The organism is Streptosporangium sp. H16, from assembly GCF_051918855.1.
GTDB lineage: Bacteria > Actinomycetota > Actinomycetes > Streptosporangiales > Streptosporangiaceae > Streptosporangium.
Window position 1 is genome coordinate 41,693 of the sequence record NZ_JBPXMD010000019.1, and the last position, 25,771, is coordinate 67,463.

The 25,771-nt window shown below is 68.5% G+C and carries 24 protein-coding genes; 14 read left to right on the plus strand and 10 right to left on the minus strand.

Annotated elements, in window-relative coordinates:
* Positions 1-11: 11 nt before the first annotated feature.
* Positions 12-899 carry an NAD-dependent epimerase/dehydratase family protein gene (locus ACTOQ2_RS28120; protein WP_440103551.1) on the minus strand — a complete coding sequence of 296 codons (888 nt, stop codon included), beginning with the start codon at positions 897-899 and terminating at the stop codon, positions 12-14.
* A 147-nt stretch (positions 900-1,046) separates the two neighbouring features.
* Between ACTOQ2_RS28120 and ACTOQ2_RS28125 the strand changes: the two genes are divergently transcribed.
* The 8 genes from ACTOQ2_RS28125 (at position 1,047) to ACTOQ2_RS28160 (ending at position 10,450) form a co-directional block, all read left to right on the plus strand.
* Positions 1,047-2,015 carry a LacI family DNA-binding transcriptional regulator gene (locus tag ACTOQ2_RS28125; RefSeq protein WP_440103552.1) on the plus strand — a complete coding sequence of 323 codons (969 nt, stop codon included), beginning with the start codon at positions 1,047-1,049 and terminating at the stop codon, positions 2,013-2,015.
* Positions 2,016-2,484: 469 nt separating this feature from the next.
* Positions 2,485-3,465 (plus strand): carbohydrate ABC transporter permease, encoded by a 981-nt coding sequence (locus tag ACTOQ2_RS28130; protein WP_440103554.1) that lies wholly within the window; start codon positions 2,485-2,487, stop codon positions 3,463-3,465.
* Positions 3,449-4,309, plus strand: a complete 861-nt coding sequence (locus tag ACTOQ2_RS28135) for a carbohydrate ABC transporter permease (RefSeq protein ID WP_440103555.1) — start codon at positions 3,449-3,451, stop codon at positions 4,307-4,309. Before ACTOQ2_RS28130 ends, ACTOQ2_RS28135 begins: the two co-directional genes overlap by 17 nt.
* Positions 4,310-4,343: 34 nt before the next feature.
* Complete coding sequence (locus ACTOQ2_RS28140) at positions 4,344-5,609, plus strand: ABC transporter substrate-binding protein (RefSeq protein ID WP_440103557.1); 1,266 nt, start codon at positions 4,344-4,346, stop codon at positions 5,607-5,609.
* Between the two features lie 99 nt (positions 5,610-5,708).
* The gene (locus tag ACTOQ2_RS28145; RefSeq protein ID WP_440103559.1) at positions 5,709-6,992 is read left to right on the plus strand and encodes a Gfo/Idh/MocA family oxidoreductase; all 1,284 of its coding nucleotides are present in this window, start codon (positions 5,709-5,711) and stop codon (positions 6,990-6,992) included.
* Positions 6,993-7,135: 143 nt separating this feature from the next.
* The gene (locus ACTOQ2_RS28150; RefSeq protein ID WP_440073846.1) at positions 7,136-7,954 is read left to right on the plus strand and encodes a PIG-L family deacetylase; all 819 of its coding nucleotides are present in this window, start codon (positions 7,136-7,138) and stop codon (positions 7,952-7,954) included.
* Between the two features lie 192 nt (positions 7,955-8,146).
* The gene (locus ACTOQ2_RS28155; protein ID WP_440103560.1) at positions 8,147-9,802 is read left to right on the plus strand and encodes a penicillin-binding transpeptidase domain-containing protein; all 1,656 of its coding nucleotides are present in this window, start codon (positions 8,147-8,149) and stop codon (positions 9,800-9,802) included.
* A 57-nt stretch (positions 9,803-9,859) separates the two neighbouring features.
* On the plus strand, positions 9,860-10,450 hold the full coding sequence (locus tag ACTOQ2_RS28160) for a phosphoribosylanthranilate isomerase (RefSeq protein ID WP_440073850.1): 591 nt from the start codon (positions 9,860-9,862) through the stop codon (positions 10,448-10,450).
* A gap of 102 nt (positions 10,451-10,552) precedes the next feature.
* On the opposite strand, the gene ACTOQ2_RS28165 is transcribed toward ACTOQ2_RS28160, so the two are convergent.
* A complete protein-coding gene (locus ACTOQ2_RS28165; RefSeq protein WP_440103562.1) occupies positions 10,553-11,263 on the minus strand; it encodes an SDR family oxidoreductase in 711 nt (236 codons plus the stop codon).
* Between the two features lie 206 nt (positions 11,264-11,469).
* Here ACTOQ2_RS28165 and ACTOQ2_RS28170 point away from each other — a divergent pair, with 206 nt between their 5' ends.
* The gene (locus tag ACTOQ2_RS28170; RefSeq protein WP_440073853.1) at positions 11,470-11,865 is read left to right on the plus strand and encodes a winged helix-turn-helix transcriptional regulator; all 396 of its coding nucleotides are present in this window, start codon (positions 11,470-11,472) and stop codon (positions 11,863-11,865) included.
* Between the two features lie 136 nt (positions 11,866-12,001).
* Positions 12,002-12,565: a carboxymuconolactone decarboxylase family protein gene (locus tag ACTOQ2_RS28175; RefSeq protein WP_440103564.1), complete on the plus strand. Its 564-nt coding sequence runs from the start codon at positions 12,002-12,004 to the stop codon at positions 12,563-12,565.
* 24 nt (positions 12,566-12,589) lie between these two features.
* Here ACTOQ2_RS28175 and ACTOQ2_RS28180 read toward each other — a convergent pair whose 3' ends face one another.
* From ACTOQ2_RS28180 to ACTOQ2_RS28190, 3 genes are all read right to left on the minus strand, one after another.
* Positions 12,590-13,192 carry an O-methyltransferase gene (locus ACTOQ2_RS28180; RefSeq protein WP_440103566.1) on the minus strand — a complete coding sequence of 201 codons (603 nt, stop codon included), beginning with the start codon at positions 13,190-13,192 and terminating at the stop codon, positions 12,590-12,592.
* 508 nt (positions 13,193-13,700) lie between these two features.
* Positions 13,701-14,303 carry a hypothetical protein gene (locus ACTOQ2_RS28185; RefSeq protein WP_440103567.1) on the minus strand — a complete coding sequence of 201 codons (603 nt, stop codon included), beginning with the start codon at positions 14,301-14,303 and terminating at the stop codon, positions 13,701-13,703.
* Positions 14,304-15,008: 705 nt separating this feature from the next.
* On the minus strand, positions 15,009-15,344 hold the full coding sequence (locus ACTOQ2_RS28190; protein WP_440103568.1) for a hypothetical protein: 336 nt from the start codon (positions 15,342-15,344) through the stop codon (positions 15,009-15,011).
* A 442-nt stretch (positions 15,345-15,786) separates the two neighbouring features.
* Between ACTOQ2_RS28190 and ACTOQ2_RS28195 the strand changes: the two genes are divergently transcribed.
* Entirely contained in the window at positions 15,787-17,241 is a 1,455-nt protein-coding gene (locus tag ACTOQ2_RS28195) for a hypothetical protein (RefSeq protein WP_440103569.1), read from the plus strand.
* Between the two features lie 55 nt (positions 17,242-17,296).
* Here ACTOQ2_RS28195 and ACTOQ2_RS28200 read toward each other — a convergent pair whose 3' ends face one another.
* A complete protein-coding gene (locus tag ACTOQ2_RS28200) occupies positions 17,297-17,437 on the minus strand; it encodes a hypothetical protein (RefSeq protein WP_440103571.1) in 141 nt (46 codons plus the stop codon).
* Between the two features lie 127 nt (positions 17,438-17,564).
* On the opposite strand from ACTOQ2_RS28200, the gene ACTOQ2_RS28205 reads away from it, so the two are divergent.
* A complete protein-coding gene (locus tag ACTOQ2_RS28205; protein WP_440103572.1) occupies positions 17,565-18,359 on the plus strand; it encodes an SDR family NAD(P)-dependent oxidoreductase in 795 nt (264 codons plus the stop codon).
* Positions 18,360-18,369: 10 nt separating this feature from the next.
* The gene (locus ACTOQ2_RS28210; RefSeq protein ID WP_440103574.1) at positions 18,370-20,283 is read left to right on the plus strand and encodes an FUSC family protein; all 1,914 of its coding nucleotides are present in this window, start codon (positions 18,370-18,372) and stop codon (positions 20,281-20,283) included.
* Between the two features lie 44 nt (positions 20,284-20,327).
* Here the strand turns inward: ACTOQ2_RS28210 and ACTOQ2_RS28215 are convergent, their stop codons facing one another.
* From ACTOQ2_RS28215 to ACTOQ2_RS28225, 3 genes are all read right to left on the minus strand, one after another.
* The gene (locus tag ACTOQ2_RS28215) at positions 20,328-21,701 is read right to left on the minus strand and encodes a GntP family permease (protein WP_440103575.1); all 1,374 of its coding nucleotides are present in this window, start codon (positions 21,699-21,701) and stop codon (positions 20,328-20,330) included.
* Positions 21,698-22,330 (minus strand): gluconokinase, encoded by a 633-nt coding sequence (locus tag ACTOQ2_RS28220; protein WP_440103577.1) that lies wholly within the window; start codon positions 22,328-22,330, stop codon positions 21,698-21,700. The genes ACTOQ2_RS28215 and ACTOQ2_RS28220 overlap by 4 nt, the downstream gene beginning before the upstream one ends.
* Positions 22,331-22,831: 501 nt before the next feature.
* Positions 22,832-23,647, minus strand: a complete 816-nt coding sequence (locus ACTOQ2_RS28225; RefSeq protein ID WP_440103579.1) for an SAM-dependent methyltransferase — start codon at positions 23,645-23,647, stop codon at positions 22,832-22,834.
* Between the two features lie 686 nt (positions 23,648-24,333).
* On the opposite strand from ACTOQ2_RS28225, the gene ACTOQ2_RS28230 reads away from it, so the two are divergent.
* On the plus strand, positions 24,334-24,957 hold the full coding sequence (locus tag ACTOQ2_RS28230; RefSeq protein ID WP_440103581.1) for a DUF998 domain-containing protein: 624 nt from the start codon (positions 24,334-24,336) through the stop codon (positions 24,955-24,957).
* On the opposite strand, the gene ACTOQ2_RS28235 is transcribed toward ACTOQ2_RS28230, so the two are convergent.
* Positions 24,954-25,655: a DUF998 domain-containing protein gene (locus tag ACTOQ2_RS28235; protein ID WP_440103583.1), complete on the minus strand. Its 702-nt coding sequence runs from the start codon at positions 25,653-25,655 to the stop codon at positions 24,954-24,956. The genes ACTOQ2_RS28230 and ACTOQ2_RS28235 overlap by 4 nt on opposite strands.
* Positions 25,656-25,771 lie beyond the last annotated feature (116 nt).

The following is a 25,771-nucleotide window of genomic DNA, read 5'->3' on the forward strand; positions in this document are numbered from 1 at the left end:
CGGACTCTCTTTCAGGTGAGTTCGGTGCGCCAGCTGCGCTTGGCGGTCCAGCCGAGCAGCCGCTCCGCCTTGGCGGAGGAGAAGGCGGGGGAGGTGCCGGTCAGGTGGGCGGCGAACGCCTTCGTCTCCGGCATGACGGTCGGCAGCAGATCGGCGAGCGGCTCGCGCGCCAGGGCGTCGGCGGCGCCCGCGAAGAAGACCTCGCCGTTCGTCTCCAGCAGGGGGAGCCTGGTGAGCAGCGTGTCGACGAAGTCGCCGGCGTCGCGGGCGTCGAGGTAGTTGAACAGGGAGACCCCGCCTATCTCGGGCCGGTCCAGCCGCTCGGTGATCGTGTGCCCGGACTGGGTGGGCGCGCCCTCCCACTCCTCGGGCGCGACGACGAAGCATGGGCGGAACGCGGCCATCCGGGTGGTCTCGCTGGTCCGGGCGAACGTCCGCATGGTCTGCTCGGCCACGACCTTCGACAGGTTGTAGGCGTTCCAGGGCTCCGTCGGGTGGTTCTCGTCAAGGGGCAGGTAGGCGGGGGTCCAGCCGCCGGGCGCGCCGTATCCGATCACCGTGGGACTGCTCGCCACGATGAGCTTCTCCACGCCGAGGGCGACCGCGGCCGCGCAGACGTTGAAGGCGAGCTGGGTGTTGACACGGAACGTGGTGGGCTCGGTACGGCTGAACGGCACCGCGATGGCCGCCAGATGGACCACCGCCTCCGGCCGGAACCGCGCGATCACCGCGTGGGCCTCACCCAGATCGGTGAGATCCGCCGGAAGGGTCGAGGCGGCCTCTCGAGGGGTTCCCGGCGCGCTGTCCACGCCGATCACCTCATGTCCGGCCGCCGCGAGCGAGGCGACCACGCTGCGGCCGAGCCGGCCTGCGCTGCCGGTGACGAGCACTCTGCTCACCGTGTGGACTCCTTTTGAAGACTGCAATCAGTTGCAGTAAACAATCGCGTCAGGCGGGACAATACGTCAAGTGAGCGGGGTCAATCACCGGCAACCGGTCTCAGGATGGTTGACCCATCTGCAAACGATTGCGTTAAGGTGTGCGGCATGTCAGTGACCATCCGGGACGTCGCCCAGGCGTCAGGCGTCCATGTGTCGACGGTTTCCCGGACCTTCTCGGCACCCCATCTGGTGAACGCCGAGACCCGGACCCGGGTGCTGGCGGCGGCCGAACAGCTCGACTACCGGCCCAACCGGGCGGCCCGCTCGCTCAAGACGGGCCGCACCAACAACATCGGGCTGATCGTGGCCGATCTGGCCAACCCGTTCTTCCCTCCGCTGATCAAGGCCGCGCAGGCCGCCGCCCGCCGCCAGGACTACCACCTGTTCGTGGCCGACACCGGAGAGGACCCCGTCGAGGAGGAGAATCTCGTACTGGCATTCTCCAAGCAGGTCGACGGCATCGTGCTGTGCAGCCCGCGACTGTCCAACAAGGCCCTTGAGAAGCTCTCGGAGCAGGTCTCGTTCGTGCTGGTCAACCGGCGTATCCGCGGGCTGACCACGGTCGTGATGGACGTCGCGAACGGCGCCCGCGCCGCCATGGAGCACCTCGTGAGCCTCGGTCACCGGCGCGTCGCCCTGGTGGCGGGCCCCGCCGGCTCGTGGACCAGCGGCGAGATCCGCAAGGCCGTCTCGGAGATCCCCGGTCTCGACACGATCGTCATCGGCCCCAACTCTCCCACCGAGGAGGGCGGGATCGCCGCCGCACCCATGATCGCCGAGGCGGGGGTGACCGGGGTGCTCGCCTACAACGACCTCGTCGCCATCGGCCTCATCGAGGGACTGGAGGTCCTCGGCGTCGACGTGCCGGGCGACGTCAGCGTGATCGGCTTCGACGACAGCATCACCGGACGGCTGCACCGTCCCAAGCTCACCACGGTCGCGATGCCCGCGAGCGACGCCGGCCGGATGGCGGTGGACCTGCTCATCCAGTCGATGAGCGCCGCGACCGTCCTGGAGACCCATCTGGTGGTCCGGGAGTCCACCGCGCCTCCCAAGGGCCACCGCGCCTCCTAGGGTCCATCTCGCCCTTTGGAGTTCACCGCGCCTTTGGGGTCCACTTAGGGTCCACCGCGCCCTTTGGGGTTCACCGCGCCTTCCGGGACCCACCGCGCCCTTGGTGTCCGCTGCGCCTCCTAGGGTCCACCGCGCCCCTGGGAATTCACTGCGCCTCTTGGAGCCTGCCGCGCTCGCGGGGGCGACGCACCCGGCGCGAGCACCTCGCCTGGAGGGCGGCCACCAGGCACTTCTTGCTCGTCACGCCGGGGGCGGATCACGGTCCGCTGCTGCAATCGGTTGTACTAACTCGTGTTCGAGCGAGTTTTTTCCGTTCGGCCTCTGGCGAGGGATATCCCTTCTGAGCTGCGATAACAATAAAACCGAAGGTTACGATTCGTGAGCTAGCTCACTGCAAAGGGTTGACGTCTTAGTTTGTGAAGCTATAGGAAAAGCGCATCCCATTCACCAACTCCCCGAAGGGCCAGTGATGACGCTGAGTCCCGCAACGGCGGGGACGGCCGAGGTGCCGGTCGCGCCCCCGGAAAAGGCGGGCGCCCCCCACCCCGGGCGTCTCAAGAGCCACCGCAGCCGATCGCAGGCGCGGGCGGCCTACCTGTTCCTGGCCCCTTGGTTCATCGGCCTGTTCGCGATCACGCTCGGCCCGATGATCGCCTCGCTCTACCTGTCGTTCACCGACTACAGCCTGCTGACCGAGGCCAAGTGGGTCGGGTTCGACAACTACGTGGAGATGTTCACTCAGGACGAGCGGTTCATGGCGTCGCTGCAGGTGACGACCACCTACGTGCTGGTGTCCGTCCCGCTGCAGCTGGCCTTCGCCCTGGCGCTGGCGCTCGTGCTGGACAAGGGCCTGCGCGGCCTGCCGTTCTACCGTTCGATCTTCTACCTGCCGTCGCTGCTCGGAGGCAGTGTGGCGATCTCGATCCTCTGGCGGAAGATCTTCGGGACCGACGGCATCGTCAACTCGTTCCTGGGCCTGTTCGGCTACGAGGGCCAGGGCTGGGTGACCAGCCCCGACACCGCGCTGTGGACGCTGATCGTCCTGCACATCTGGACGTTCGGCGCCCCGATGGTCATCTTCCTGGCCGGGCTCCGCCAGATCCCGCAGAGCCTGTACGAGGCGGCCTCGGTCGACGGCGCCGGCAGGTGGCGCAACTTCCGCTCGATCACCCTGCCGCTGCTCACCCCGATCATCTTCTTCAACCTGGTGCTGGAGGTGATCAAGTCGTTCCAGTCCTTCACTCAGTCCTTCATCGTCAGCGGTGGCAACGGCGGACCGGTCGACTCGACGCTCTTCTACACGCTCTACCTCTACATCAAGGGCTTCAAGAACTACGAAATGGGTTACGCGGCCGGAATGGCCTGGGTGCTGCTGCTCATCATCGCCGCGCTGACCGGTGTCAACTTCCTCATGTCTCGATTCTGGGTTTTCTATGGCGACGACAAGTAAGCGCGTGCCGGTCCTTTTCCGGCCCGCCCCGCGCCTGCTCAGGCACCTGCTGCTCATCGGCGCCGGGCTGTTCATGCTCTACCCGCTGCTCTGGATGGTCTCCAGCTCGTTCAAACCCGAGGAGCTGATCTTCCGGGAGCCGGGGCTGATGCCGACCGCGGTGACGGCGGCGAACTACACCGAGGGCTGGGACGCCCTCAAGCACTCCTTCGGCTACTACCTGTGGAACTCGGCGATCCTCACCGCGCTGGCGGTGGTCGGCAACCTGGTCGCCTGCTCGCTCGCGGCCTACGCCTTCGCCCGGCTGGAGTTCCCGCTGAAGAAGATGTGGTTCGCGATCATGCTCGGCTCGATCATGCTGCCGCACCACGTCACGGTCGTCCCGCAGTACATCGTGTTCGCCAAGATCGACTGGATCAACACGATCTGGCCGATCGTCGCGCCGAAGTTCCTCGCGACCGACGCGTTCTTCATCTTCCTAATGGTGCAGTTCATCCGCACCCTTCCCCGGGAGCTGGACGAGGCGGCGGCGATCGACGGCGCGGGCTACTGGCGCACGTTCATCCGGGTGATCATGCCGCTGTGCGTTCCGGCGCTGGCGACCACCGCGATCTTCACCTTCATCTGGACGTGGAACGACTTCTTCACCCAGAACCTCTACCTGACCAACTCCGACAATCTCACCGTCCCCGTCGCGCTGCGGCAGTTCATGGACTCCAGCGGCGAATCCTCCTGGGGACCGCTGTTCGCGATGTCGATCATCTCTCTTGGCCCGATCTTCGGGTTCTTCCTCGCGGGCCAGAAGTATCTTGTTCGCGGCATGGCGACCACCGGTCTCAAATAACCCCTCCCACCCCCATCCCCCCGGAGGTATCTCGATGAAGCGAATCCTGGCGGCCACCGCCATCACCCTGCTCGCCGTCTCGGCCACAGCGTGTGGCAGCGACGACAGCGGCGGCGAGTCGGACGGGAAGACGAAGGTCGTCTTCTCGTACTGGGGCAGCGATGCCCGGCAGAAGCTGACGGAGTCGGCCATCGCCGCGTTCGAGAAGAAGAACCCGACGATCGATATCGAAGGTGACTTCTCCGATTGGGACAGCTACTACGAGAAGCTGGCCACCAAGACCGCGGCCGGCGACGCGCCGGACGTCATGTCCATCGAGATCCGCGGTCTCGCCGAGTACGCGGGCCGCGCCACCCTCGCCGACCTCAACGGCAAGGTCAACACCGCCGACCTCGACCAGGAGGTGCTCAAGGCCGGCCAGGTCGACGGCAAGCAGTACGCCATCCCCACCGGCGTCAACACCTTCCCGATGATCGTCAACAAGGCGGCGGTGGAGAAGGCCGGGGAGAGGGTCCCGGACGACACGACCTGGACCTGGGACGACTACATCGCGCTCTCCCAGAGGGTGACCGAGAAGGGCGACGGCAAGGTCTGGGGCACCGAGTACAACGAGAACCCCGCCTTCCTGCAGCTGTTCGCCGCCCAGCGCGGGGAGCAGTTCTACAAGGACGGCAAGATCGGCCTGTCGGAGCAGGTCATCAAGGACTGGTGGGCCCTCCTGCAGAAGATCATCTCCACCAAGGCCGGCCCGGACGCCGCCCTGATGCTGGAGACCGGGACCAAGGTCGACCAGGCCCTGCTCGCCACGAACGCCAGCGCGTTCGGCAGCTGGTGGAGCAACCAGCTCACCGCGCTGAGCAAGGGCTCCGGCCAGGAGCTCGACCTGCTGCGGATGCCGAAGGCCGAGGGCGCGACCACCGCCGGGATGTTCCTGCAGCCGGCGATGTACTACACGATCTCGTCCAAGACCGAGAAGGCCGACGCCGCCCAGAAGTTCGTCGACTTCCTGGTCAACGACCCCGAGGCCGGTGGCATCCTGCTCAGCGACCGGGGCCTGCCGACCAACGCCAAGGTCGTCGCGGCCATCAAGGACAAGCTCACCCCGACCGACCAGAAGGTGCTGGCCTTCATCGACTCGATCAGGAGCGAGCTGAGCCCGATCTCGATCCCGCCGAAGGGCGCCATGGAGATGGAGGACATCCTCAAGCGCGCCACCGACTCGGTGCTGTTCGGCAAGGCCTCCGCGGACGACGCGGCGAGGGCCTTCCTCACCGAGGCCAACGCCGCCATCACCAAGTAGCCGGCGGCAGCCGGGATCCGCCGACGTGCCGTACGGCTCGCGCCGAGCCGTACGGCACACCTGTCTCCACCCTTCACCGTCCTTCTCATGGAGTGCTTGATGCGATACGCCTTCGTCGGGCTCGGCCACCGGGTGCAGCTGTACATCGACGCGCTGCTCGGCGAGTGGGGCGACACCGGCGAGATCGTCGCCCTCTGCGACGTCAACCGCACCCGGATCGGCTACTACCTCGACCGGATCGGACGCGACGTCCCGTGCTTCGCGCCGCACGAGTTCGACAAGATGCTCCAGCTCGCGGACGCCGTCGTGGTCGCCACCGTCGACGCCACCCACGCCCGTTACGTCGTCGCCGCGCTGGAGGCGGGCAAGGACGTCATCGTGGAGAAGCCGCTGTGCACCACCGCCGAGGACTGCGCGGCCATCACCGAGGCCGCCGAGCGGAGCACCGGCCGGCTCGTCGTCACCTTCAACTACCGCTACTCGCCGCGCAACAGCGCCGTCCGCCGGCTGCTCGCCGACGGAGCGATCGGCGACGTCACCTCCGTGCACTTCGAGTGGGTGCTGGACACCATCCACGGAGCCGACTACTTCCGCCGCTGGCACCGCGACAGGGCCAACTCCGGCGGCCTGCTGGTGCACAAGTCCACCCACCACTTCGACCTGGTCAACTGGTGGCTGGCCGACACCGCCCGCTCCGTCTACGCCCGGTCGGCGCTGCGGTTCTACGGAGCCGACAACGCCTGCGCCCGCGGCCTGCGCGACCGGCCGGGACGCGCCCACGGCGCGCCGGGACTCGGCACCGACCCCTACCTCCTCGACATCTCCGCCGACCCCCGGCTCAAGCGCCTCTACCTGGACGCCGAGCACGAGGACGGCTACCTCCGCGACCAGGACGTGTTCGACGACGGCGTGACCATCGAGGACAACATGGCCGTCCTCGTCGGGTACTCCCGCGGGGCGATGCTCACCTACTCCCTCAACGCCCACGGCCCCTTCGAGGGTTACCGGGTGGCCATGAACGGCACCGCCGGACGGCTGGAGCTGGAGGTCGTCGAACGCGCCTGGACCCCGCCGCGGGCCGCGATCGACCCCACCGCCGCCGACAAGGCGCACGCCCCCGGCGCCTCCGAGCGGCTCGTCCTGCACCGGCACTGGAGCGAGCCCGAGGAGATCGCCATCTCCTCCGGCGCGGGCGGCCACGGCGGCGGCGACGCCCTCATGCTGGACGACGTCTTCCGCGGTGCGGGCGAGGACCCCCTGGGCCGCCAGGCGGGGCACCGCGCGGGTGTCGCGAGCGTGATGGTCGGGGTCTCGGCCAACCTGTCCGCCGCGAGCGGCGCACCCGTCCTCCTGGAGGACGACGGCACCCGGTACGCGGGCTGACCCCCCCGGCGCCCGGCGGAGACCCGGCCTTCCCTGCGAGGACGTCCCGCCCGTTCCGGTGACCCACCTGCCGCTCTCGGCGCTCCGGCGGCCACCGTAGAGTGGGCCGGTCCGCAGGACTTTTCGAAAACGGGTGGAAATCTATGGATGAAGAACTGACGTTGATGGCCGTTCACGCCCATCCCGACGACGAGGTGATCAGCACCGGCGGGATCCTCGCCAGGTACGCGGACGAGGGCGTCCGGACCGTCCTGGTCACCTGCACGAACGGCGAGCAGGGCGACGGTCCCGGCGGGGTCAAACCGGGGGAGCCCGGCCACGACGAGGCGGCGGTGAGAGCGCTGCGGCTGGAGGAGCTCCGCGAGTCGGCGACCCACCTGGGGATCTCCCACGTGGAGCTGCTCGGCTACCGCGACTCGGGCATGGTCGGCTGGGCCGCCAACGAGGCGCCAGACTCCTTCGCCAACGTCCCCTTCGAGCAGGCCGTCGGCCGGCTCGTCGCGCTGATGGAGCGCTACCGCCCGCAGGTCGTCGTGACCTACGACGAGAACGGCGGCTACGGCCACCCCGACCACATCCAGGCCCACCGGATCGCGGTGGCCGCGGCCGAGGCGAGCGGCATTCCCGGCAAGCTCTACTACACGGCCGTGCCCCGCGAGCGGATGGCCGAGCTGTTCGAGTATCTCCGCTCGACCGGTGACGCCCCGGAGGGCTTCGAGTTCCCCGACGACTTCGGCGTCCCCGAGGAGCAGATCACCGCCGTGGTCGACGTGTCCGCCCAGGTGGAGCGCAAGCTCAAGGCGCTGGAGGCGCACGCGAGCCAGGGAGACGGCATCTTCTTCCTGCGCATGCCCGCCGAGGCCCAGCACCGGGTGTTCGCGCACGAGACCTTCGTCCGCCACATCAACCGCGTTCCCGCCGCGGCCGACCGCGAGGACGACCTCTTCGACGGTCTCCGCTAGGAAGACGCGTCGGAGGAGTCGGGGGAGGGGCCGCCTCCCCGGGGACGGCCCTCGGCGGGCCCCGCCCCGCGGGGCCCGCCGAGGACTACGGTGTCATACCGAAGTACGGAAAAACCTGGTTCAACGCTTCTCGTCGCCTTTACGATCTTTTCTCTGGTATGCAACTCTGCAAACCCGGGGGAGTAAACGGTTATGCGTGATCGACGGCTCCTCGCGCTGGTCTTCTCCGCGACCGCGATCCTCGTCTTCGGCGTGTACGGGGTGGTGGCCGCCCCGGGGGCGGTGGTGGCCTCGCCCTCGCCGCGCCCCACGCCGGCCGGCGACTCCGACGAGTCCGGTGAACCGGACGTCGGCACGACCGTGCGGGAGGCGGGGGAGCCGCCCAGCCCGGTGCCCGTCTCGCCGCCACCGAACCTGGTCACGCTGACCCCGGTCACGCCGACCTCGCAGGGCGGTCCCGAGGCGACCGCGACGAGCTACCTGACCGCCTGGCAGAACGGCGACTTCATCGGGATGACGGGCATGGTCGTCGACCCCCCGGCCGACTTCGGCGTCCGGCACCGCGGGTTCGACGCCGACCTGCGGGTCTCGTCGCTGTCGCTCACCCCCGGCGAGCTGCGCCACCGCGGCGAGGAGGCGGCCGAGATGTCCTTCAGGGGGGTACGGCAGGTCACCGGGCTGGGCGAGTGGCCGTTCGACTCCGTCCTGCGCCTGGAGTTGCGGTTCGGGGTGTGGAAGGTGCGCTGGACCCCCGAGACGATGCACCGCTCGCTCAAGGACGGCGGGAGGCTGCGGCTGAAGGAGACCGAGGTCCGGAGCCCGGCCACGCTGACCCGCGAGGGGGTCCCGTTCCCCCGCGACAGCAGGGCGGGCCACTACTTCAGCGGGCTGAGTGACATGGTGGTCGAGCTGCGGCTGGAGGAGGAGCCCTCCGGCCGGGTGCTGCTGGCCTCCCCGCCCCGGCAGGCCTCGGGGACGAGGACCACGATCTCCCGGCCCGTCCAGGCCGCCGCGGCCCGCGCTTTGGACGGGGTCGGCCAGCCCGCCGCGATCGTGGCCCTGGACGTCCAGACGGGCCAGGTGCGCGCGGTGGCGGACACGCTGGGCGGCAAGGAGGCGTTCAACAGCCTCTACCCGCCCGGCTCGACGTTCAAGGTCGTGACCGCCGCCGCGCTGCTCCGCAGCGGCCTGACCCCGGAGTCGCAGGTCGCCTGCCCGGCCGGCTACACCATCCCGAACGGCAGGAGCTTCAGCGACTCCGACGGCGTCGACCACGGCAACGTGCCCTTCACCACGGCCTTCGCGCTCTCCTGCAACACCACCTTCGCCCAGCAGACGTACGAGCGGCTGCGCGACGACCGGCTGCGCGCCGAGGCAGCCGACCGGTTCGGCTTCCGGGAGAAGCCGGGGCTGAGCTCCTGCCGGATCCAGCCGTACGGAAGCCCGGACCAGCTGGGATCCGACGCCATCGGCCAGAACTCGGTGCAGGCCAGCCCGCTGTGCATGGCCGAGGTCGCCGCCGCGGTCGCGAGCGGCGTCTGGAAACCCGCCGTCATGACCGAGGAGATTCCCGCGGACTCGCCGGCCCCGGTGCCGCTGGACGAGGGGGTGGCCGCGAGCCTGCGGACGATGATGGGCGCCGTGGTCACCCAGGGAACGGCCTCCCAGGCCGGGCTCCCGCCGGACACCGCGGGCAAGACCGGCACCGCCGAGGTCGAGGGCGGCGGGGACCACGCCTGGTTCATCGGCTACCGGGGTTCCCTGGCCTTCGCGGTGTTCGTCCGGCACGGCGGCGCCGGGGGCAAGGTCGCGGCGCCGATCGCCGCGAGGTTCCTGAACGCCCTCTGACGCGCTCCGCCGCGCTCCCGGCGTTCCGGGTACGGGGAACGGGCTACCGTACACAGGGTGTACGTGAAGATCTGCGGGCTGCGCGAGCCCGGACATGTGACGGCCGCTGTCGAGGCGGGAGCCGACGCCGTCGGGTTCGTCCTCACCAGGAGCTCGCGGCGGGTCACCCCCGCGCGGGCGAGGGAGCTGGCCTCGGCGATCCCCCCGCACGTGCTGACCGTGGGGGTGTTCGCCGGTGAGCCGTCCGAGGAGGTCAGGGCGGCCACGCTGGAGGCGGGACTGCGTGCCGTCCAGCTGCACGGCGACCATCCGCACGAGGACTTCACCGCGCTGAAGGACCTCGGGGTCACGCTGGTCCGCGCCGGGGCCGCGAGTACCGACCTGCGCTGCGGCGCCCTCGACGAGGACCTGCTCATCGTCGACGCGCCCAGGCCGGGCTCGGGGGAGCCGTGGGACTGGGCGGCCGTGCGCGGGCGCCCGGAGGGCCGCTGGATGCTGGCCGGTGGGCTGGACCCGTCGAACGTGTCCCGGGCGATCGCCGCCGCCCGGCCCTGGGGGGTCGACGTGTCGAGCGGGGTGGAGGTCGCGCCCGGGGTGAAGGACCCCGGTCTCATCAGGGACTTCGTCACCGCCGCCCGCGGCGGCTGAGCGCCGCGGCCGGGCTTGCCGGGCCGGTGTCGTCACCACGTTCACGAGGACGGTCTCCCCGCCGTCCGGACGTTCGACGGCCGGCCGGGGAGCCGGTGCCGTTCAGCGGGTCCCGGCCAGCTTCGGGTAGAGCGCGGTGAGGTCGCCGGAGAGCGCGGCCTTGACACGCGCGCTGGTCTCATCGGCGAGGACCTCGTACCGCCCGGCCTCCACGCCGTCGAGGGCGGCGCGGGCGACGGCCGAGGGGTCGCTCTTGGGCCCGTCGACGTGCGCGGCCATGGCGGTCTCCATGTATCCGACGTGCAGGGCGGTGACCAGGGTCTTCTGCTCGGCGAGCTGCAGGCGCAGCGCGTTGGTCAGGGACCAGGCCGCCGACTTGGCCGCGGAGTAGGCCGCGCTGCTGGGGAGCGCGACCCAGGACAGCACGGACAGGACGTTGAGGACGGCCCCGCCGCCGTTGCGGGCGAGGACGGGGGCGAAGGCCCGGCTCATGGCGAGCGCGCCGAAGTAGTGGGTCTCCATCTCGAGCCGGAAGGCGTCGAGCTCCCCGTCGAGGAGCCCCGCCTTGGTGGAACTTCCGGCGTTGTTGATCAGCAGGGTGACGTCCGGTGCCAGGTCGGCCGCCGCGCGTACGGCCGCCGGGTCGGTGACGTCCAGGGCGATGGGCACCACGCCGGGCGTGGTGATCGTGTCGGGATTGCGCGCGGCGGCGTAGACCTTCGACGCGCCGCGTTCGAGCAGTGCCTGGACGAACCGCTCGCCGAGTCCGCGATTGCCGCCGGTGACGAGGGCCACAGAGCCGTTGATCTGCATGATGTTCCTTACCGTGGATGAACGGGCGGAGACGCCGCGAGACGGTTTCCACGCCACGGGACCGCCGGGGATTCTTCGGCACCTGAGTTGGTATATCCAATCTAGCACCCTGGATTGGAAAACCCAACCTCGCATAGACTGGAATCATGCCCACGAAGACAGGCCGCGTACCCGAACCGCGTTGCTCCGTCGCCCGGAGTTTGCAGGTGCTTGGTGAGCGGTGGACACTGCTGATCGTCCGGGACGCCCTCGCCGGTCTGACCCGGTTCGCCGACTTCCGCGACTCCCTGGGCATCGCCTCCGACCTGCTCACCAACCGGCTGAACGCGCTGGTCGAGGCGGGTGTCATGGAGCGCCGCCCCTATCGGGAGCCGGGAGCCAGGGCTCGTCACAGCTACCACCTGACCCCGGCCGGCGAGGAGCTGGTGACGGTGCTCGCCTCGCTCCAGCAGTGGGGCGACGTCAACCGGCCCCACGAGGAGGGCCCCTCGATGTGGAGCCGCAGCCGGTCCACCGGGCGTCCCGTGCGCGTCACGTTCGTCGACGACGCCGGCACGCCCGTGCCCCGGGAGGACGTCGACCTGGTCTTCCTCGGCACCTGAGCGGCCTTCCGGGCCCGGCGTTGCCAAAGTCGTCAACCGTCTTTACTATATAGACAACCTCATTGACGGTATCGCCCTGAGGTGCGATCGCGCAGCCCACGTTCCGAGGACCCGGAGAACAAGAGAGAAGGCCCCCATGTCCCCTGCCGTCTTCGTCACGCACACCGCCGAGAGCGCTCCGCCCGACGCCCGCCCCACCATCGAGGGTGTGCGGCGGAAGTTCGGCCACGTCCCCACGGCGGTCGGCCGGATGGCCACCTCCCCGCAGTTGCTCAAGGGGTTCCTGGCGGCGAGCGCCGCCTTCGAGCAGAGCACCCTGGACCCGGTCGACCGCGAGATCGTCGTCATGACGGTCGCCACCCGCAACGGCTGCCATGTCTGCGTGGCGATGCACACCGCCACGCTGGCCCGGCTGGAGGCCCCCTCCGAGCTCGTCGAGGCGCTCCGGGCCGGCACGCCCCTCCCGGACGCCCGGTCGGAGGCGCTGCGGTCCTTCACCCTCGCCGTCATGGACCATCGCGGCGCGGTCGGCGACGAGGAGACGCGGGCGTTCCTCGACGCGGGCCACAGCGCGCGGAACGCTCTCGAGGTCGTCCTCGGGATCGGCGCGTACACGATCTCCACCTTCGCCAACCGCCTGATCGACGCCCCCCTCGACCCGCCGTTCCACGCCTTCGCCTGGGACGGTGACGACAGGTGAGCCCGGACCGGTCCGCGCGGCTGGTCAGAGGGGTCGGCGGACCCCGACGACGGTGCTGAGGTCGCTGGACAGCGGGATGTCGACGGCGCGAAGCGCCGGATGCTCCAGCCAATGGACACGGGCGGAGTCGGGCCGCCCGAGATGCTCGGGCGGCCAGGTGGCCGACGGCGTGAAGTCGTCGACGACCAGCACGCCACCGGGGGTGAGCAGCCGCTCGGGGTCGGCGGCGGCCTCGCCGTTCTTGCCCTGACCGCCCCCGTCCAACACCAGGAGGTCGTAGGGTCCGTGCGCGTACACTTCGGTCCAGTCGGCGTGCAGGACGCGGATCCCCGGGGTGCCGACGAAGATCTCGGCGGCGATTCCCGCCCGGTGCCCGTCCCGCTCGACGCTGATCATCTCGACTCCCGGCCGCGCACCGGTAGCGAGCCAGGCCAGGCCCACCCCGTACCCCGTTCCCGTCTCGGCGATCCGGCGGGTGGCGCCGCCCGCGAGGGCCCGCAGCAGGCGGCCCTGCTCGGGGAGGCAGGAGAACGCGAAGCCGTGCCGCTCGGCCGCCGCGACCGCGCGGGCCACGAGCGGGGGGAGGCCGGTTTCGCTCCGGTACGCCGTAGTGCCTAACAGCGACATGAGGGCATTATCAGGGAAAATCAGTGAGGCATTTTCGTCCTCGTGACGGCGGTCCGCTGATCACAGCATGATCGCAAGCTCGACGTTCGTCTGGAGAAGCAAGGAATCCCTGGTGACGGGCTGATCACCACAACCATCACCGTCGCAACCAAGGGATTCGGATGCTGTTCTATCGCGCCGTCGCCGATTCGTCGCCTCAGACGCTGACTACGTAGCCGGGATGATCTGCCGGCTTCGCCGGGACCCTGGTCGGCTGGGCGCAGCGGATCCTGCGCACCGTGCTGCACCTCGTCCGCAAGGCACCAGGCCATATCGGATTCGCCGTGATCGAACGACGCTGGGTCGTCGAACGATCCCTGGCCCGGCTCACCAGCCATCGCCGCCTTGCCCGCGACTACGAGCACAGGCCCGCCATCGCCGAGGCCATGATCCGCTGGGCCGCGATCAGCGGCGTCAGATCTGACGTACAGGTGAAAGAGGGGCGGTCGCTTGATCCGCGACCGCCCCTCTACCCCGTGCCAGAAGCGCTGCCGCCACTCAACCGGTACAACGTTCCTGTCGAGGAGAACCAGTTCCGGTCGATGAATCGGCCGGTGATCCGTCCCACCATGCACAGGATCCGCTCGAAGACATCGCGGGTGCGCATTCCGTCATCGAGTTCCAGCCCGCGCGAATAGAGGGTGAATTCCTCCACCTCGCCGGTTCCGCCGGGATAGGGCGGCGATACGTCGCCGATGCAGACGCCGTCATAGTTGTACAGGTTGTGAAGATTTCCCGTCTCCCAGACGAAGAAGACGTCGAAAACTCGCCGGTGTCCCGCGCTCAGCGCGTCGATGACGTCCCTGGGCGGCATGGGACCGCTCAAGGTGAGCATGTGTGCCCAGCCGGGCGCATGTTCGCCGAGCCATATCACCACTTCCCCGGAGTAGGGGTCGTGCGATTCCATGGCCGTGGCGAAATCGCAGGAGATTCCCAAGTCCGGGTCGAGACCCATACGTCTCACCGCGTCATCGAGATCGTCCGTCTCGATCCACTGGCCGCTGAACATCTCGTGCAGCCCGTGTTCGCGCAGTAGATCCCATTGACGTTCCGGAGGAAATTCGTCCAGCACAACGTATTCCTTCGGATAGGCGGAGAGAGGGGCGGCAGGTCCCTCCCTCCGCTGGACCTTATCGGACTACGGTCTGACGAGCACACAGAAAGAGTCTCCCGTGTTGATTCGGCAGTCGGCGTAGAAATTCCCATCATGCTGCCGTGCAGGCCGTTGTGCGCCGCGCTGACCGCGCGCACGGAGTAATTTCCGTGGCCCTTCCCGTCGCGTCCGGCGGCCCCTTCGTAGCTTGCGGCGACCGGGAATTCGTCACACTGCACACCGGCGGACGGGGGATACCAGGTGGGCTCCTTGGCGTTGGGATATTTATCACGGAAATAGTATTTGCAGAAGTCGGTGCCCCTGTCCTTCTTCCACTCGGCCGTTCCGTCCTCCCCGAAGTCGACGTTCAGCACGATGTTCGAGAAGAACCCGCGGTTGATGTGATCTTCGTCGCTCGGCCTCTTCGTCAGGGGCGGGCTCGACGGGACCCCCAGTTCCCCGGGATCGCCTTGGGCTGGTCGGCCGCGGCTTTCCCAGCATCAGCTCACTTATGTGAATCAGCGTTTTTGGGCGAGCCGTTCCTTCCGAAAGCGAACTTCATCCCTTCGGTAGGCCGACCTTTTCCATGGGTAGGCCTGACGCGCACAGGGCTTGCTTCCGTGTTACATGTCCGATTGCCACGTTAATGAGCTCATCCGCACACGGGTGAACATGGTGCGCGACTTATTGGGCGGCATCCTTCATGCTCATCGAAGATGAACGTCCCGTCCGGTTTGGGCTTTGTTTTGTCGGCGAAATCTTGAGCATACTTTTCCGGGAGCCTTCGACGCCTTCCTCTCCCAGCGCGAGATGCTTGACGAAAACCAATCCCTTGTCCAGCACATTTAAAATAAACTGTCGCGCCCTTTCGCTGAAAGGCAGGCACAGGAACACGGGGATCATCAACAAGATGATGAGGATAAGCGGTATTACAAAAATAGCGCCGAACGCTACACGCTGCCACGCTGCATGTATGATTATCTGCATTTCATCCCCGCCATCTTGGTCGTCGAACGGCATCAGCTGTACAGTGAAGAGCGAACACTTTTTTCAATCGTTTTGACCACGTCTTGAAGTTTTCCGCCTTCGGGAATTTCGACAGGTCGTCGAGCGGCTTCGAATAATAAGATTGCTTAACGGTCATTTCGACGAAAACGGTGCAGGGATTTAGCTTCGACGCGGCGGGCTACTTGTTCAAGCCTTCGATATTAAAATGAAGGAAGGTCGCCCGATATCGAGGAAGTCCGTCAGATGGTTACGGTCTGATCGGATACCCGTTTACTGCTCACCTCCAGAGCCGGACAGATGGCTCTATGGAAGTTCAAGGTCTCGCGCGGGGAAAGTCCGGGCAGTTATCGTTACACGTGGCGGAACTTTGCCGCCCGGAATCTGGGGTCAGGCTGCAATCATGACAAACCATGACGAATCGGACCTGTCGACACCCATCACACATGATCGGCTGATGCTCATCAACGAGCTCCTGAAAGCCATCACAGACGGTCGCGTGACGCCGAGGGACGCCTCCATATGGGCTGCCGCCTTCGGCTTCAAACCTCTGTCAACCAGCAAGGCCGAGATCGCCGCACAGCATGGCGTGGGAGTTCGACAAGTATCCAATATCGCCAAGAAGGTCGATCAGATCTTGAAGACCGCAGGACGAGCTGCAAAAACGCTGCCCCCTCTGCCCAAGACTGAGGGTCCTTTGCTTCCTCTCGTCGCCGCGGAGATCGATCTCTCCGATCACCGATACGCCGATGACGGCAGGCAGGCCGTCGAGACCCTCAAGTCGATCATGGAAGAACGTCCCATTGCCCGTCGCGGCGACACCGTACCGACGCCGGCCACGAGTCGAGTGCGTCAACACCGTATGAGGCGCAGCATCAACAGCCGACTCCACCTTCTCAATCAGAATCCGGATTTGAGTGTGGCGGCATCGCACCTAGTAGTTCCATGGGCATTGCCTTCATCACTTGTTGATCTGGTTCCTCTAGAGCAACGAAGGAGAGGAAGACCTCCCGATGAAGACTGGGTCGCGCAGCTCTCAAAGAACGTTGAGCAGTCGTACGCTCGCAAAGACGGAAACGCTAGAGATCTAGCGCACTTAGCTCTTTGGAGCTTCTCGCGCTTTCCTCAGAGCCCCTTTCCCGGGATTGAGGCACAAACACTCATGAATGTTGCCTTGATGGCGCGAGAACGCGGAGCCATGTACTGTTACTGGATTTACCGTCGGGTAAGATACCTGGTGGGTGCCACTCACCCTGTGTCTCTTTTTCTTACCGCCGATGCCGCCATAACTCTGCGCAACCATGGTTACACCTTGGCCGCCAATCGGCTCCTCGAGGCGATGCTAGAAGTGACGGAAGGCGCGAACGTCGCCAATGAAGCGCGATTGCTTGCGCAATGGCGGATCCTTGACCAGTTAACTTTCAACTACAGCCGAAGTCCACGTACTCAAGCCACACCTAGTACGGCAGCTCGATTCGCCGACCGATTACTGGAATGCAGCGATGCCTTGGGTGCCCAGGCGCATAGAAGTCAGGCACTTCGACGGGTCTTCGGGGTGGAGTTCGCTCACGCACTCCTACGCTCCATTAACAATCGGGAACGATTCTGGTTGCATTCAAAGGGGTGGGACGCTTTCGCCGCCGCTGACAGTTTTTCCTCTTCGGAAACGGAGGAGCCCATCTATCGCGCGCAATGGAATCTAGAACGCATGATACTCGGCATCATGTTGCGAGATGCTGATCAGACCATCGAATCCGGTTCTCGATTTCTGTGCACCTTGGAAAAACATCCCTGGATAAAAACCGATCACCCAAACGAGTCCTACGGTTACAGGCTATATCGGAGCAGGGCGGTTCGCTTGTTCCCCAAAATATCCGATCTTCTTGATCCGATGTCAGTCGACAACGGCTAGTTTCGCAATTTCCGATGAGCAAGAAGCTCTCGTCTAGATAAGCTGAGACCGGCCGTCAGATCGGTGTCGGGTTAATCTTTTCTTCCCCGATTTTTATCGCGAACGCCGATCCGATGGCCATGACTGCCCACACTCCGGTCGGCTTACCTTTATCAAGTTTCAGTGTTGTTCGTAGCTGTTTCGCGAAAACGATCACGTCAGCACGTTCCGTCCCGGCGGACACGGGAACGAACACCGGATCGGCTGGACGACATATCGCCAGGTCGTGCGGCGCCCGCCCACATCGGCGGGCGGCCGCACGCCGGGTTCCAAGGACGTGACGCATGCATATCGATCTCACCGGCAAGACGGCACTGGTCACCGGATCCACCCAGGGTATCGGGGCGGCCATCGCCACCGGCCTCGCGCGGGCGGGCGCGACGGTCGCCGTCAACGGCCGCAAACCCGACAAGGTCGACGCCGCCGCCGACGCGCTGCGCGCCGAGGTCCCCGGCGCGCGGGTCGTCCCGCTCGCCGCCGACCTCGCCACCGAGGAGGGCGCGGAACGCGCCGTGGACCTCCTGCCGGACGTCGACATCCTGGTCAACAACCTCGGGATCTTCGAGTCGAAGGACGCCCTGGAGATCACCGACGACGAGTGGCGCCGCTACTTCGAGGTGAACGTCCTGGCGGCGGTCCGCCTCACCCGCGCCTACCTGCCGGGGATGACGGCGCGCTCCTGGGGCCGCGTCCAGTACATCGCCAGCGACTCCGCGATCGTCACCCCCATCGAGATGATCCAGTACGGCATGTCCAAGACCGCCCTGCTGGCCGTCTCGCGCGGCTTCGCCAAGAAGGCCGCGGGCAGCGGCGTCACCGTCAACTCCGTCATCGCCGGACCCACCCACACCGGCGGCGTGAAGGACTTCGTCTACGGGCTCGTCGACCGGGACCTGCCCTGGGAGGAGGCCCAGCGCGCCTTCATGCGGGCGCACCGCCCGCAGTCGCTCCTGCAACGGCTGATCGAGCCGGAGGAGATCGCCAACATGGTCGTCTACCTCAGCTCACCGCAGGCCTCCGCCACCACGGGCGGTGCCCTGCGCGTCGACGGGGGATACGTCGACGCCATCATCCCCTGAGCGGCGAGGGATGCCCCCGCTCTTCCGGCGGGCCGCCGACCGGCTGACCGACGCCGCCCCCGGCTGGCTGGTCGAGACGGTCAGGCCCGTGCCCGCGCCGCTCCGGTGGTGGCCGATGCTGCGCATGGCCGTGGCGGTGACCGTCCCGCTCCTGCTGGGGTTCGCCACCGGTGACGTCACGGTCGGCCTGCTGCCGGCCCTGGGCGCGATGAACGCCGGCATGGCCGACCGGGGCGGCCCGTACCGGGCCAGGATCATCCTGATGGGCGCGGCCGGTGTCGCCGGGGCGCTGGGGTACCTCGTCGGGTCCACGGTCCGCGGCCACGGCTGGTGGATCGTGCCGGTCGTGGTGGCCGTCTCACTGGTGTCCGCGTTCATCAGCACGGGCGGGGCCACCGGCTCGGCCGCCGGGCTGCAGCTGCTGGTGATGACGGGGATCGCCACCGGCATAGGACTGCCGGGGGCGTCGGAGGCGAACGCGCTCGCGTTCCTGCTGGGCGTGCTGTGGGTGATCGTGCTGGGGGTCGCCGACTGGCCGTTCCACCCCCGGGCACCGGAGCGGGCCGCCGTGATCGAGGTCTACCAGGCCCTCGACCGGCTGTTCTCCGATCGCGACGCCCCCGCGCTGGCGGCGTTCGACACCGCTCTCAAGCGCGGCTACGACGTCGTGCTCGGCGCCCGCTCCCCGGCGGCGGGGCTGGATCCCGGCCGCACCCGTCTGGTGGCCCTGCTGAACCAGGCCTCACTGATCCGCAACGCGCTGCTCTCGCTGCGCTACGAGGGACGCGAGCCGCCCGCCGGGACCGTGCCCGCCGTCAGGGCCGTCGCCGGGTCACTCGCCGGTGGGCCCGCGCCCCGGATGTCGCCCTGCGAGCCCGGCTCGCCCGCCGCGCGTGCTCTTCACTTCGCCGTGCGGGGGGCCGCCGAGCTGGCGTCCGGCGGCGACGTCGCGGCGGACCAGCTGCCCTACGAACCGGTCGGCTACCGTTCCCGGATCCTCGCCGTCGCTGAGCAGATGTGGCGGGGCCACCTCGTCCGCGTCTACACGGTCCGGCTCGGACTCTGCATGGGCGTCGCCGCCGCTTTCAGCGCGTCCGGCTGGTTCGAACGGTCCTACTGGATGATGCTGACCGTCGCGCTGGTGCTCAAGCCCGACTTCGGGTCGGTGTTCGCGCGTGCCGTGCAACGCGCGCTCGGGACCGTCGTGGGCGCGCTGATCGGCACCCTGGTGCTCGTCCTGGTGCCGTACGGCCCGCAGCTCCTGATCCCCATCGCCGTGTGCGCGGCGCTCATGCCCTACGGCATGCAACGCAACTGGGGGCTGATGTCGACCTTCCAGGCGTCGCTGGTCCTGCTCCTGGTGGACCTGCTGACCCACGGGGGCCCCGACCTGGGCAGGATCCGGCTGGTGGACACGCTGATCGGATGCGTGATCGTCCTGGTGCTGGGATACCTGCCGTGGCCGGCGAGCTGGGAGGCGCCGGTCGGCCCGCGGCTCGCCGACGCGGTGGCGGCCACCGCGAACTACCTGCGGCACGCGTTCGACACCGAGCACACCGGCAGGGCGCGGCTGCGCCGGGGGGTGTACGACACCCTGGGCGACCTGCGGACGGTCTTCCAGCGGGCACTGGCCGAACCCCCCGTGATCAGCCGGCGCGTCACCACCTGGATGCCGGCGATGGCCGCGCTGGAGCAGGTGGCCGACGCGGTCGCCGCCACCGTCGCGCGCACCGAGCGCGGCGCGCCGCCGCCGTCCGAGGCGGCCGTACGGGCGCTGGCGCGCTCCCTGGAGGACATCGCCGGGGACATTCGCGAGGGACGCGACCCCGGCGATGTCGGGCTCTGCGTCGAGGAGCCGCTGGAGCCGGTCCACTCCGCCGTCCGATGTCTGCGCGACACGGTGTCGGGTGATCGCCAGGACTGACCGGCACCGTGTCGTGCGAAGGCGGCGAGGACCGGCCGCGAGAACTACAAGAACAGGCTCAGGATCAGGACGAACACCAGGCCGGTCACCGAGATGATCGTCTCCATCACCGACCAGGTCTTGATGTTCTGGCCCACGGTGAGTCCGAAGTACTCCTTGACCAGCCAGAAGCCCGCGTCGTTGACGTGGGAGAAGAACAGCGAGCCCGCGCCGATGGCGAGCACGAGCAGCGAGGTCTCCCCGACGCCGAGGTTGGCGACGAGCGGGGCCAGGATCCCCGAGGCCGTGACGGTCGCGACGGTCGCCGAGCCGGTGGCCAGCCGGATGAGCACGGCGACCAGCCAGGCGAGCAGCAGCACCGACAGGCCGCTGTTCTCCACCCACGTGGCGATGAGGTCGCCGATCCCGGTGTCGATCAGCGTCTGCTTGAAACCGCCGCCGGCGGCCACGATCAGCAGGATGCCCGCGATCGGCGGCAGCGACTGCTCCAGGGACCCGGCGATCGCCTTCCTGTCCATGCCGGCGCCGAGGCCCAGGGTGAACATCGCCACGATGACGGCGATGAGCAGCGCCACCAGCGGCGTACCGAGGAAGTCGAGCACGGTGCGCAGGACGTTGCCCTCGGCGAGAAGGATGTCGGCGAGGGCCTTGCCCATCATCAGCACGACCGGCAGCAGCACGGTGGCGAGGGTGACGCCGAACGACGGCCGCCTGGTGTCCTCCGCCGGGGGCCGGGTCTCGTAGAGCTCCGGTGCCGGTACGTCCACCCAGCGGGCCGCGTACTTGGAGAACAGCGGTCCGGCGATGGCGACCGTCGGTATGGCGACGAGCACGCCCAGGCCCAGCGTGATGCCGAGATCGGCCTTGAGCGCGTCGATGGCGACCAGCGGACCGGGGTGGGGAGGGACGAGCCCGTGCATCACGGAGAGCCCCGCGAGCGCGGGGATGCCCACCCGGATCAGGGAGACGCCGGAGCGGCGCGAGACCAGGAAGATGACCGGCATCAGCAGGACGAGGCCGATCTCGAAGAACATCGGCAGGCCGATGAGCGCGCCCACCGCGGCCATCGCCCAGGGCAGGGAGCGGGGGCTGGACCGGCCGACGATCGTGTCCACGATCTCGTCGGCCCCGCCGGAGTCGGCGAGCAGCTTGCCGAACATCGCGCCGAGCGCGATGAGCGTGCCGACACCGGCCGCGGTGCTGCCGAACCCGTCGGTGAAGGCGGCGATGGTGTCGGTCATCGCCAGGCCCGCGACGGCTCCGACCGCCAGCGAGCCGAGGGTCAGGCTCAGGAAGGGGTGCAGCTTGAAGTACGTGATCAGTACGACGATCAGCGCGATGCCGACGAGCGCGGCCGGGATGAGCCTGCCGGGAGAGGTGGCGGCGGGCTCGGCGAGCGCGGTCAGGAGGGGGCTCACCTCGTGCTCCCGGCCTCGCCGGCGTCCTCACCCGCGCCCCGGTCCCGGTTCTCGGGCGTAGCCGGAGCGGCGGGGCCGGCGGGGGACGGGTCCGGCCGCGTCCGGGCCGTCGTGGTGAGGTAGGCGTCCACGAGCTCGTCGACGGACATGGCGAAGTCGAGGACGATCCCCCGCTCGTCGGGCTCCAGAGGCTCCAGGGTCTTGAACTGCGACTCGACCAGCGAGGCGGGCATGAAGTGCCCCGGGCGGCCGGCCACTCTCCGGCGTACGGCGTCCATGTCGCCGTGGAGATGGACGAAGGTCACCGTCGGTGCGGCCTCGCGCAGGATGTCACGGTAGCCCCGTTTGAGCGCCGAGCAGCTCGCCACGCCGCCGGTGGCGGCGTGGCCGGCGAGCCAGGCGCCGATCGCGCGCAGCCAGGGCAGCCGGTCGTCGTCGTCGAGGGGGATCCCGTCCGACATCTTGGCGATGTTGGCCTCGCTGTGGAAGTCGTCGGCGTCGGCGAACGGCACCCGCAACCGCTGGCTGAGGGCGGCTCCCACGGTGGTCTTGCCGGAACCGGTCACTCCCATGACGACGAGCAGCGCGGCGCCGGGGGGTGGTGCGACGGGATCCTGAGCGGGGTTCATGGAGACGGCCTCCCATGTCGATCTTCGCGACAGCCTGGCTGGATCAGTGATCTTCGACCCAGGGTTAACAGTGATAAATCATGCTTTGTGCTGTTATATCCCTGTTTTAGGTGTTCAGTCGCTGAGGGACAGCGACGGACGACTATGAGACTGCACCGGAGCGCCCTGGATAAACCCCGAACGAACTCGGCGCGCTGGTCGCGTCGGGTGACCTCGTCGCCGGTCAGGTGCCGGAACCGGGGAACACCGGCACCTGGCCGGGGGCGGCTGAGGACGGCAGGGGGCGGCAGGGGGCGGCAGGGCGGCGATCCGCGCCCCGCGGACAGCCGGACCGGTCGGCGACCGTGGCCGCGCCGGCGTCATCGTGGCCGTCGCGAGGGGGAAACTCTCCCGGCCCCCGGTCCCGGGATCATCCGGCAGGTCCGGACGGGGTCCGGGGGCCTGGGCGGGTCGGGCGGCGCCTCGGCGAGCGGACGGAAGGCGGCCCCGGAAGAGGGGACGTCAGGATTTGCGGGCGACGCCGCAGAACTGGGACACCTCCGCGGGCTCGCCCCACGGGGAGTGTTCCGGGCGCCACCTCGAGCAGGAGACCACGCCGGGCTCCAGGAGTTCCAGGCCGTCGAAGAACGAGGCGAGGTGGTCACGGTCGCGGGCCACGATCGGGGTGCCGCCCCGCTCCATGAACCGCCGCATCGCCTCGTGCATGGCGTCGCCGTGCACCTCGGCGGTGGCGTGCGCGATCACCAGGTAGCTGCCCGGCGCGACGGCGTCGACCAGGTCCCGCACGACTTTCCTGGCCTCGTCGTCATCGGTGATGTGGTGCAGGATCCCCAGCAGCATCAGCGCGACGGGCCTGGTGAAGTCGAGGGTCTCCGCCGCCGCCCGCAGGATGTGATGGGGGTCGCGCAGATCGGCGTCGAGGTAGGTGGTGGCGCCTTCGGGGCTGCTGACGAGCAGGGCGCGGGCGTGGATCAGGACCAGCGGGTCGTTGTCGACGTAGACGACCCGGGACTCCGGGGCGATCCGCTGCGTCACCTCGTGCGTGTTGTCGGCGGTGGGCAGGCCCGTGCCGATGTCGAGGAACTGGCGGATCCCGGCGTCGCCGACGAGGTGCTTGATGCAGCGGCCGAGGAACGCCCGGTCGGCGCGGGCCGAGTCGACGATGCCGGGTATGAGCCCTTCGACCATGTCCCCGGCCTCGCGGTCGGCGGGGTAGTTGTCCTTCCCGCCCAGCCAGTAGTTCCAGATGCGCGCCGAATGCGGCCGGTCGGCGTCGAGTTCCACCGGCTGCCAGTCGGATTCGCGAGAGGTACTCATGGGGGTGGGGTCCGTTCATGAGGCATTCGCATCGAATGGGATGGGAGGTAGTCGATCACAGACGTGATGTTCGGGGCAAATCAACTACGCATCTACGGTCATCGTGAAACCCGTATGCGACTGCCATTTCACGTGTTGAAGAGTGGTGGGCCTCCGATGCCCTCCGACGCCCTCCGCGGCGCGGAAAAGGCGGCGATTCGGGCGGGATCCTGTCGCCGCGGCACGGGCACGCTCGCCTCTCATCTCCGCGTTCCGCTCTCCATGCCCGCCTCCTCCCGGCGCCCGCCCTCCTTCGAGGACCGCTCTTCGCGGGCCCGCTTCGCGACCCGGTTTTCTCGCGGCGGAGATGGCGGGGTATTGGAACGGAAACGTACAACGTTCCAGGCATTCGAAAAGCATTCTCGCAGAGCGGGATTTCGCTGGAACGAATGCGCTGTCCCCGGGCCGAAAGCCCCGCCGGGGACCCGGCCTCCGTGAGGAGGACTTCGCCGGGAAAGGGGGCCACACGGACGAGATGCGGCTCCACGAATGCTCCGGCGATCGCCGCCGAGCGGATCCGGCTGTGCGCGTATGGCGGACTGCCGCTTCTCGCGATGGGATGAGGGGTGGATGTCCGGAACGGGACCGGTGGCTCCGACGTCTCCGCCGAGTGGCACCGCAGGGGTGCCCGGCGAGGAGACAGAACCGTGAAGTACAAGCTGCTGGCGTGCGGCGTCGTCGCAGGCCCGCTGTTCGTCGCGGTGGTGCTGATCCAGGCGTTCACCCGCGAGGGGTACGACCTGGGCCACCACCCGATCAGCCTGCTGAGTCTCGGGGACCGGGGGTGGATCCAGATCGCCAACTTCACCGTGACCGGCGTGCTGTACGTGGCCTGCGCCGCCGGCATGTGGCGGGCGCTGCGTCCCGGCCGCAGCGGCACCTGGGGCCCGCTGCTGGTCGGTCTTCTCGGCGCCGGGCTGATCGTGGGCGGGGTCTTCGTCACCGACGCGGGCGCCGGGTACCCGCCGGGCGCGCCGGCCGGGGCACCCGAGATCAGCTGGCACGGTGCCCTGCACGGTCTCGGGCCTATGCTGGCGGTCGGCGGGATGACGGTGGGATGCCTGGTGTTCGCGCGCCGGTTCGCCGCGCTCGGGCGGTGGGGCTGGGTCGCGGCGTGCGTCGTGACCGCCGTGGCGGCCCTGGTGCTCACCGCGTGGCCCGATCCGGAGGGCCTCAGCGTGCGGCTGCTGCTCGCGTCGGCGGTGCTGTTCGCGTTCGTGGCGGCTCTGGCGGTCCGCGTGATGCGCGGCCTTCCGGACGCGGCCGGCTAGCGAAGCGCGGCCCGCCTGTCCGCCGCCACCACGGCGATCCACACCATCGCGGTGATCGCGCCGACGGCCAGGGTCAGGGAACCGGCCCGCCCGCCCGACATCGCCCAGCCGTCGCCGAGGGCGAAGATCAGGCCGCTGAGCCGCGAGGCCGCGGCGAAACCGGGACGACCGGTGCGGGAGAAGTGGCGGCCCAGGACGAAGCAGGCGGCGATGAGGGCGGTGAACGCGATGGACCCGGCGACCAGGTGCATGAGGGCGTGCCAGCTCAACGTGCCCGTCTGGCCCAGGGGGGTGCCCGCGGGGAATCCGTCGCCCGGGTCCATCACGAAGACGCCGGCGGCGACCGTCGCGACACCGTTGACCAGGATCAGCCGGGGCGCCCACGTACCGCCGGGCGTGCCGCGCATGACGCGGCGCAGGCCGGCCGCCCCGGCGACCGTCAGGGCGCCGCTGAGCAGGAAGTTGGCGATCTGGAGCCAGCCGAGGTCGCCGGTGGCGAGCATGCTCAGGGGGTGGCGCGTCAAGTCGAAGCCCTCGCGGGTGAAGGCCTGCGCCAGCGACACGACGGCGAAGAGGGGCGCGGCGGCGACGGAGCAGGCGAGCAGGACGCGCGTCGCGGGGGTGACGGGGTCACCGGCGGGGCCGTTGACGGCGCCGTTGGCGGGGACGGTGGGGTTGCCGGGCTGGATGGCGGTCATGTCGTTTCCTCTCGGCGCGACGGGGGCCGTCGCCGTTCTCGGTCCGCCGGTTCGCCCGGCCTCGCTGACGCGTCGAACGGAAGGGGCGGGAATCGACCTCTCGCCTCCATGACGCC

Coding starts and splice junctions, on each gene's coding strand:
- ACTOQ2_RS28125 (WP_440103552.1), top strand. CDS start 1,047: ATGTCAGTGACCATCCGGGACGTCGCCCAGGCGTCAGGCGTCCATGTG.
- ACTOQ2_RS28130 (WP_440103554.1), top strand. CDS start 2,485: ATGACGCTGAGTCCCGCAACGGCGGGGACGGCCGAGGTGCCGGTCGCG.
- ACTOQ2_RS28135 (WP_440103555.1), top strand. CDS start 3,449: ATGGCGACGACAAGTAAGCGCGTGCCGGTCCTTTTCCGGCCCGCCCCG.
- ACTOQ2_RS28140 (WP_440103557.1), top strand. CDS start 4,344: ATGAAGCGAATCCTGGCGGCCACCGCCATCACCCTGCTCGCCGTCTCG.
- ACTOQ2_RS28145 (WP_440103559.1), top strand. CDS start 5,709: ATGCGATACGCCTTCGTCGGGCTCGGCCACCGGGTGCAGCTGTACATC.
- ACTOQ2_RS28150 (WP_440073846.1), top strand. CDS start 7,136: ATGGATGAAGAACTGACGTTGATGGCCGTTCACGCCCATCCCGACGAC.
- ACTOQ2_RS28155 (WP_440103560.1), top strand. CDS start 8,147: ATGCGTGATCGACGGCTCCTCGCGCTGGTCTTCTCCGCGACCGCGATC.
- ACTOQ2_RS28165 (WP_440103562.1), bottom strand. CDS start 11,263: ATGCAGATCAACGGCTCTGTGGCCCTCGTCACCGGCGGCAATCGCGGA.
- ACTOQ2_RS28175 (WP_440103564.1), top strand. CDS start 12,002: ATGTCCCCTGCCGTCTTCGTCACGCACACCGCCGAGAGCGCTCCGCCC.
- ACTOQ2_RS28180 (WP_440103566.1), bottom strand. CDS start 13,192: ATGTCGCTGTTAGGCACTACGGCGTACCGGAGCGAAACCGGCCTCCCC.
- ACTOQ2_RS28190 (WP_440103568.1), bottom strand. CDS start 15,344: ATGCCGTTCGACGACCAAGATGGCGGGGATGAAATGCAGATAATCATA.
- ACTOQ2_RS28195 (WP_440103569.1), top strand. CDS start 15,787: ATGCTCATCAACGAGCTCCTGAAAGCCATCACAGACGGTCGCGTGACG.
- ACTOQ2_RS28205 (WP_440103572.1), top strand. CDS start 17,565: ATGCATATCGATCTCACCGGCAAGACGGCACTGGTCACCGGATCCACC.
- ACTOQ2_RS28210 (WP_440103574.1), top strand. CDS start 18,370: ATGCCCCCGCTCTTCCGGCGGGCCGCCGACCGGCTGACCGACGCCGCC.
- ACTOQ2_RS28220 (WP_440103577.1), bottom strand. CDS start 22,330: ATGAACCCCGCTCAGGATCCCGTCGCACCACCCCCCGGCGCCGCGCTG.
- ACTOQ2_RS28225 (WP_440103579.1), bottom strand. CDS start 23,647: ATGAGTACCTCTCGCGAATCCGACTGGCAGCCGGTGGAACTCGACGCC.
- ACTOQ2_RS28235 (WP_440103583.1), bottom strand. CDS start 25,655: ATGACCGCCATCCAGCCCGGCAACCCCACCGTCCCCGCCAACGGCGCC.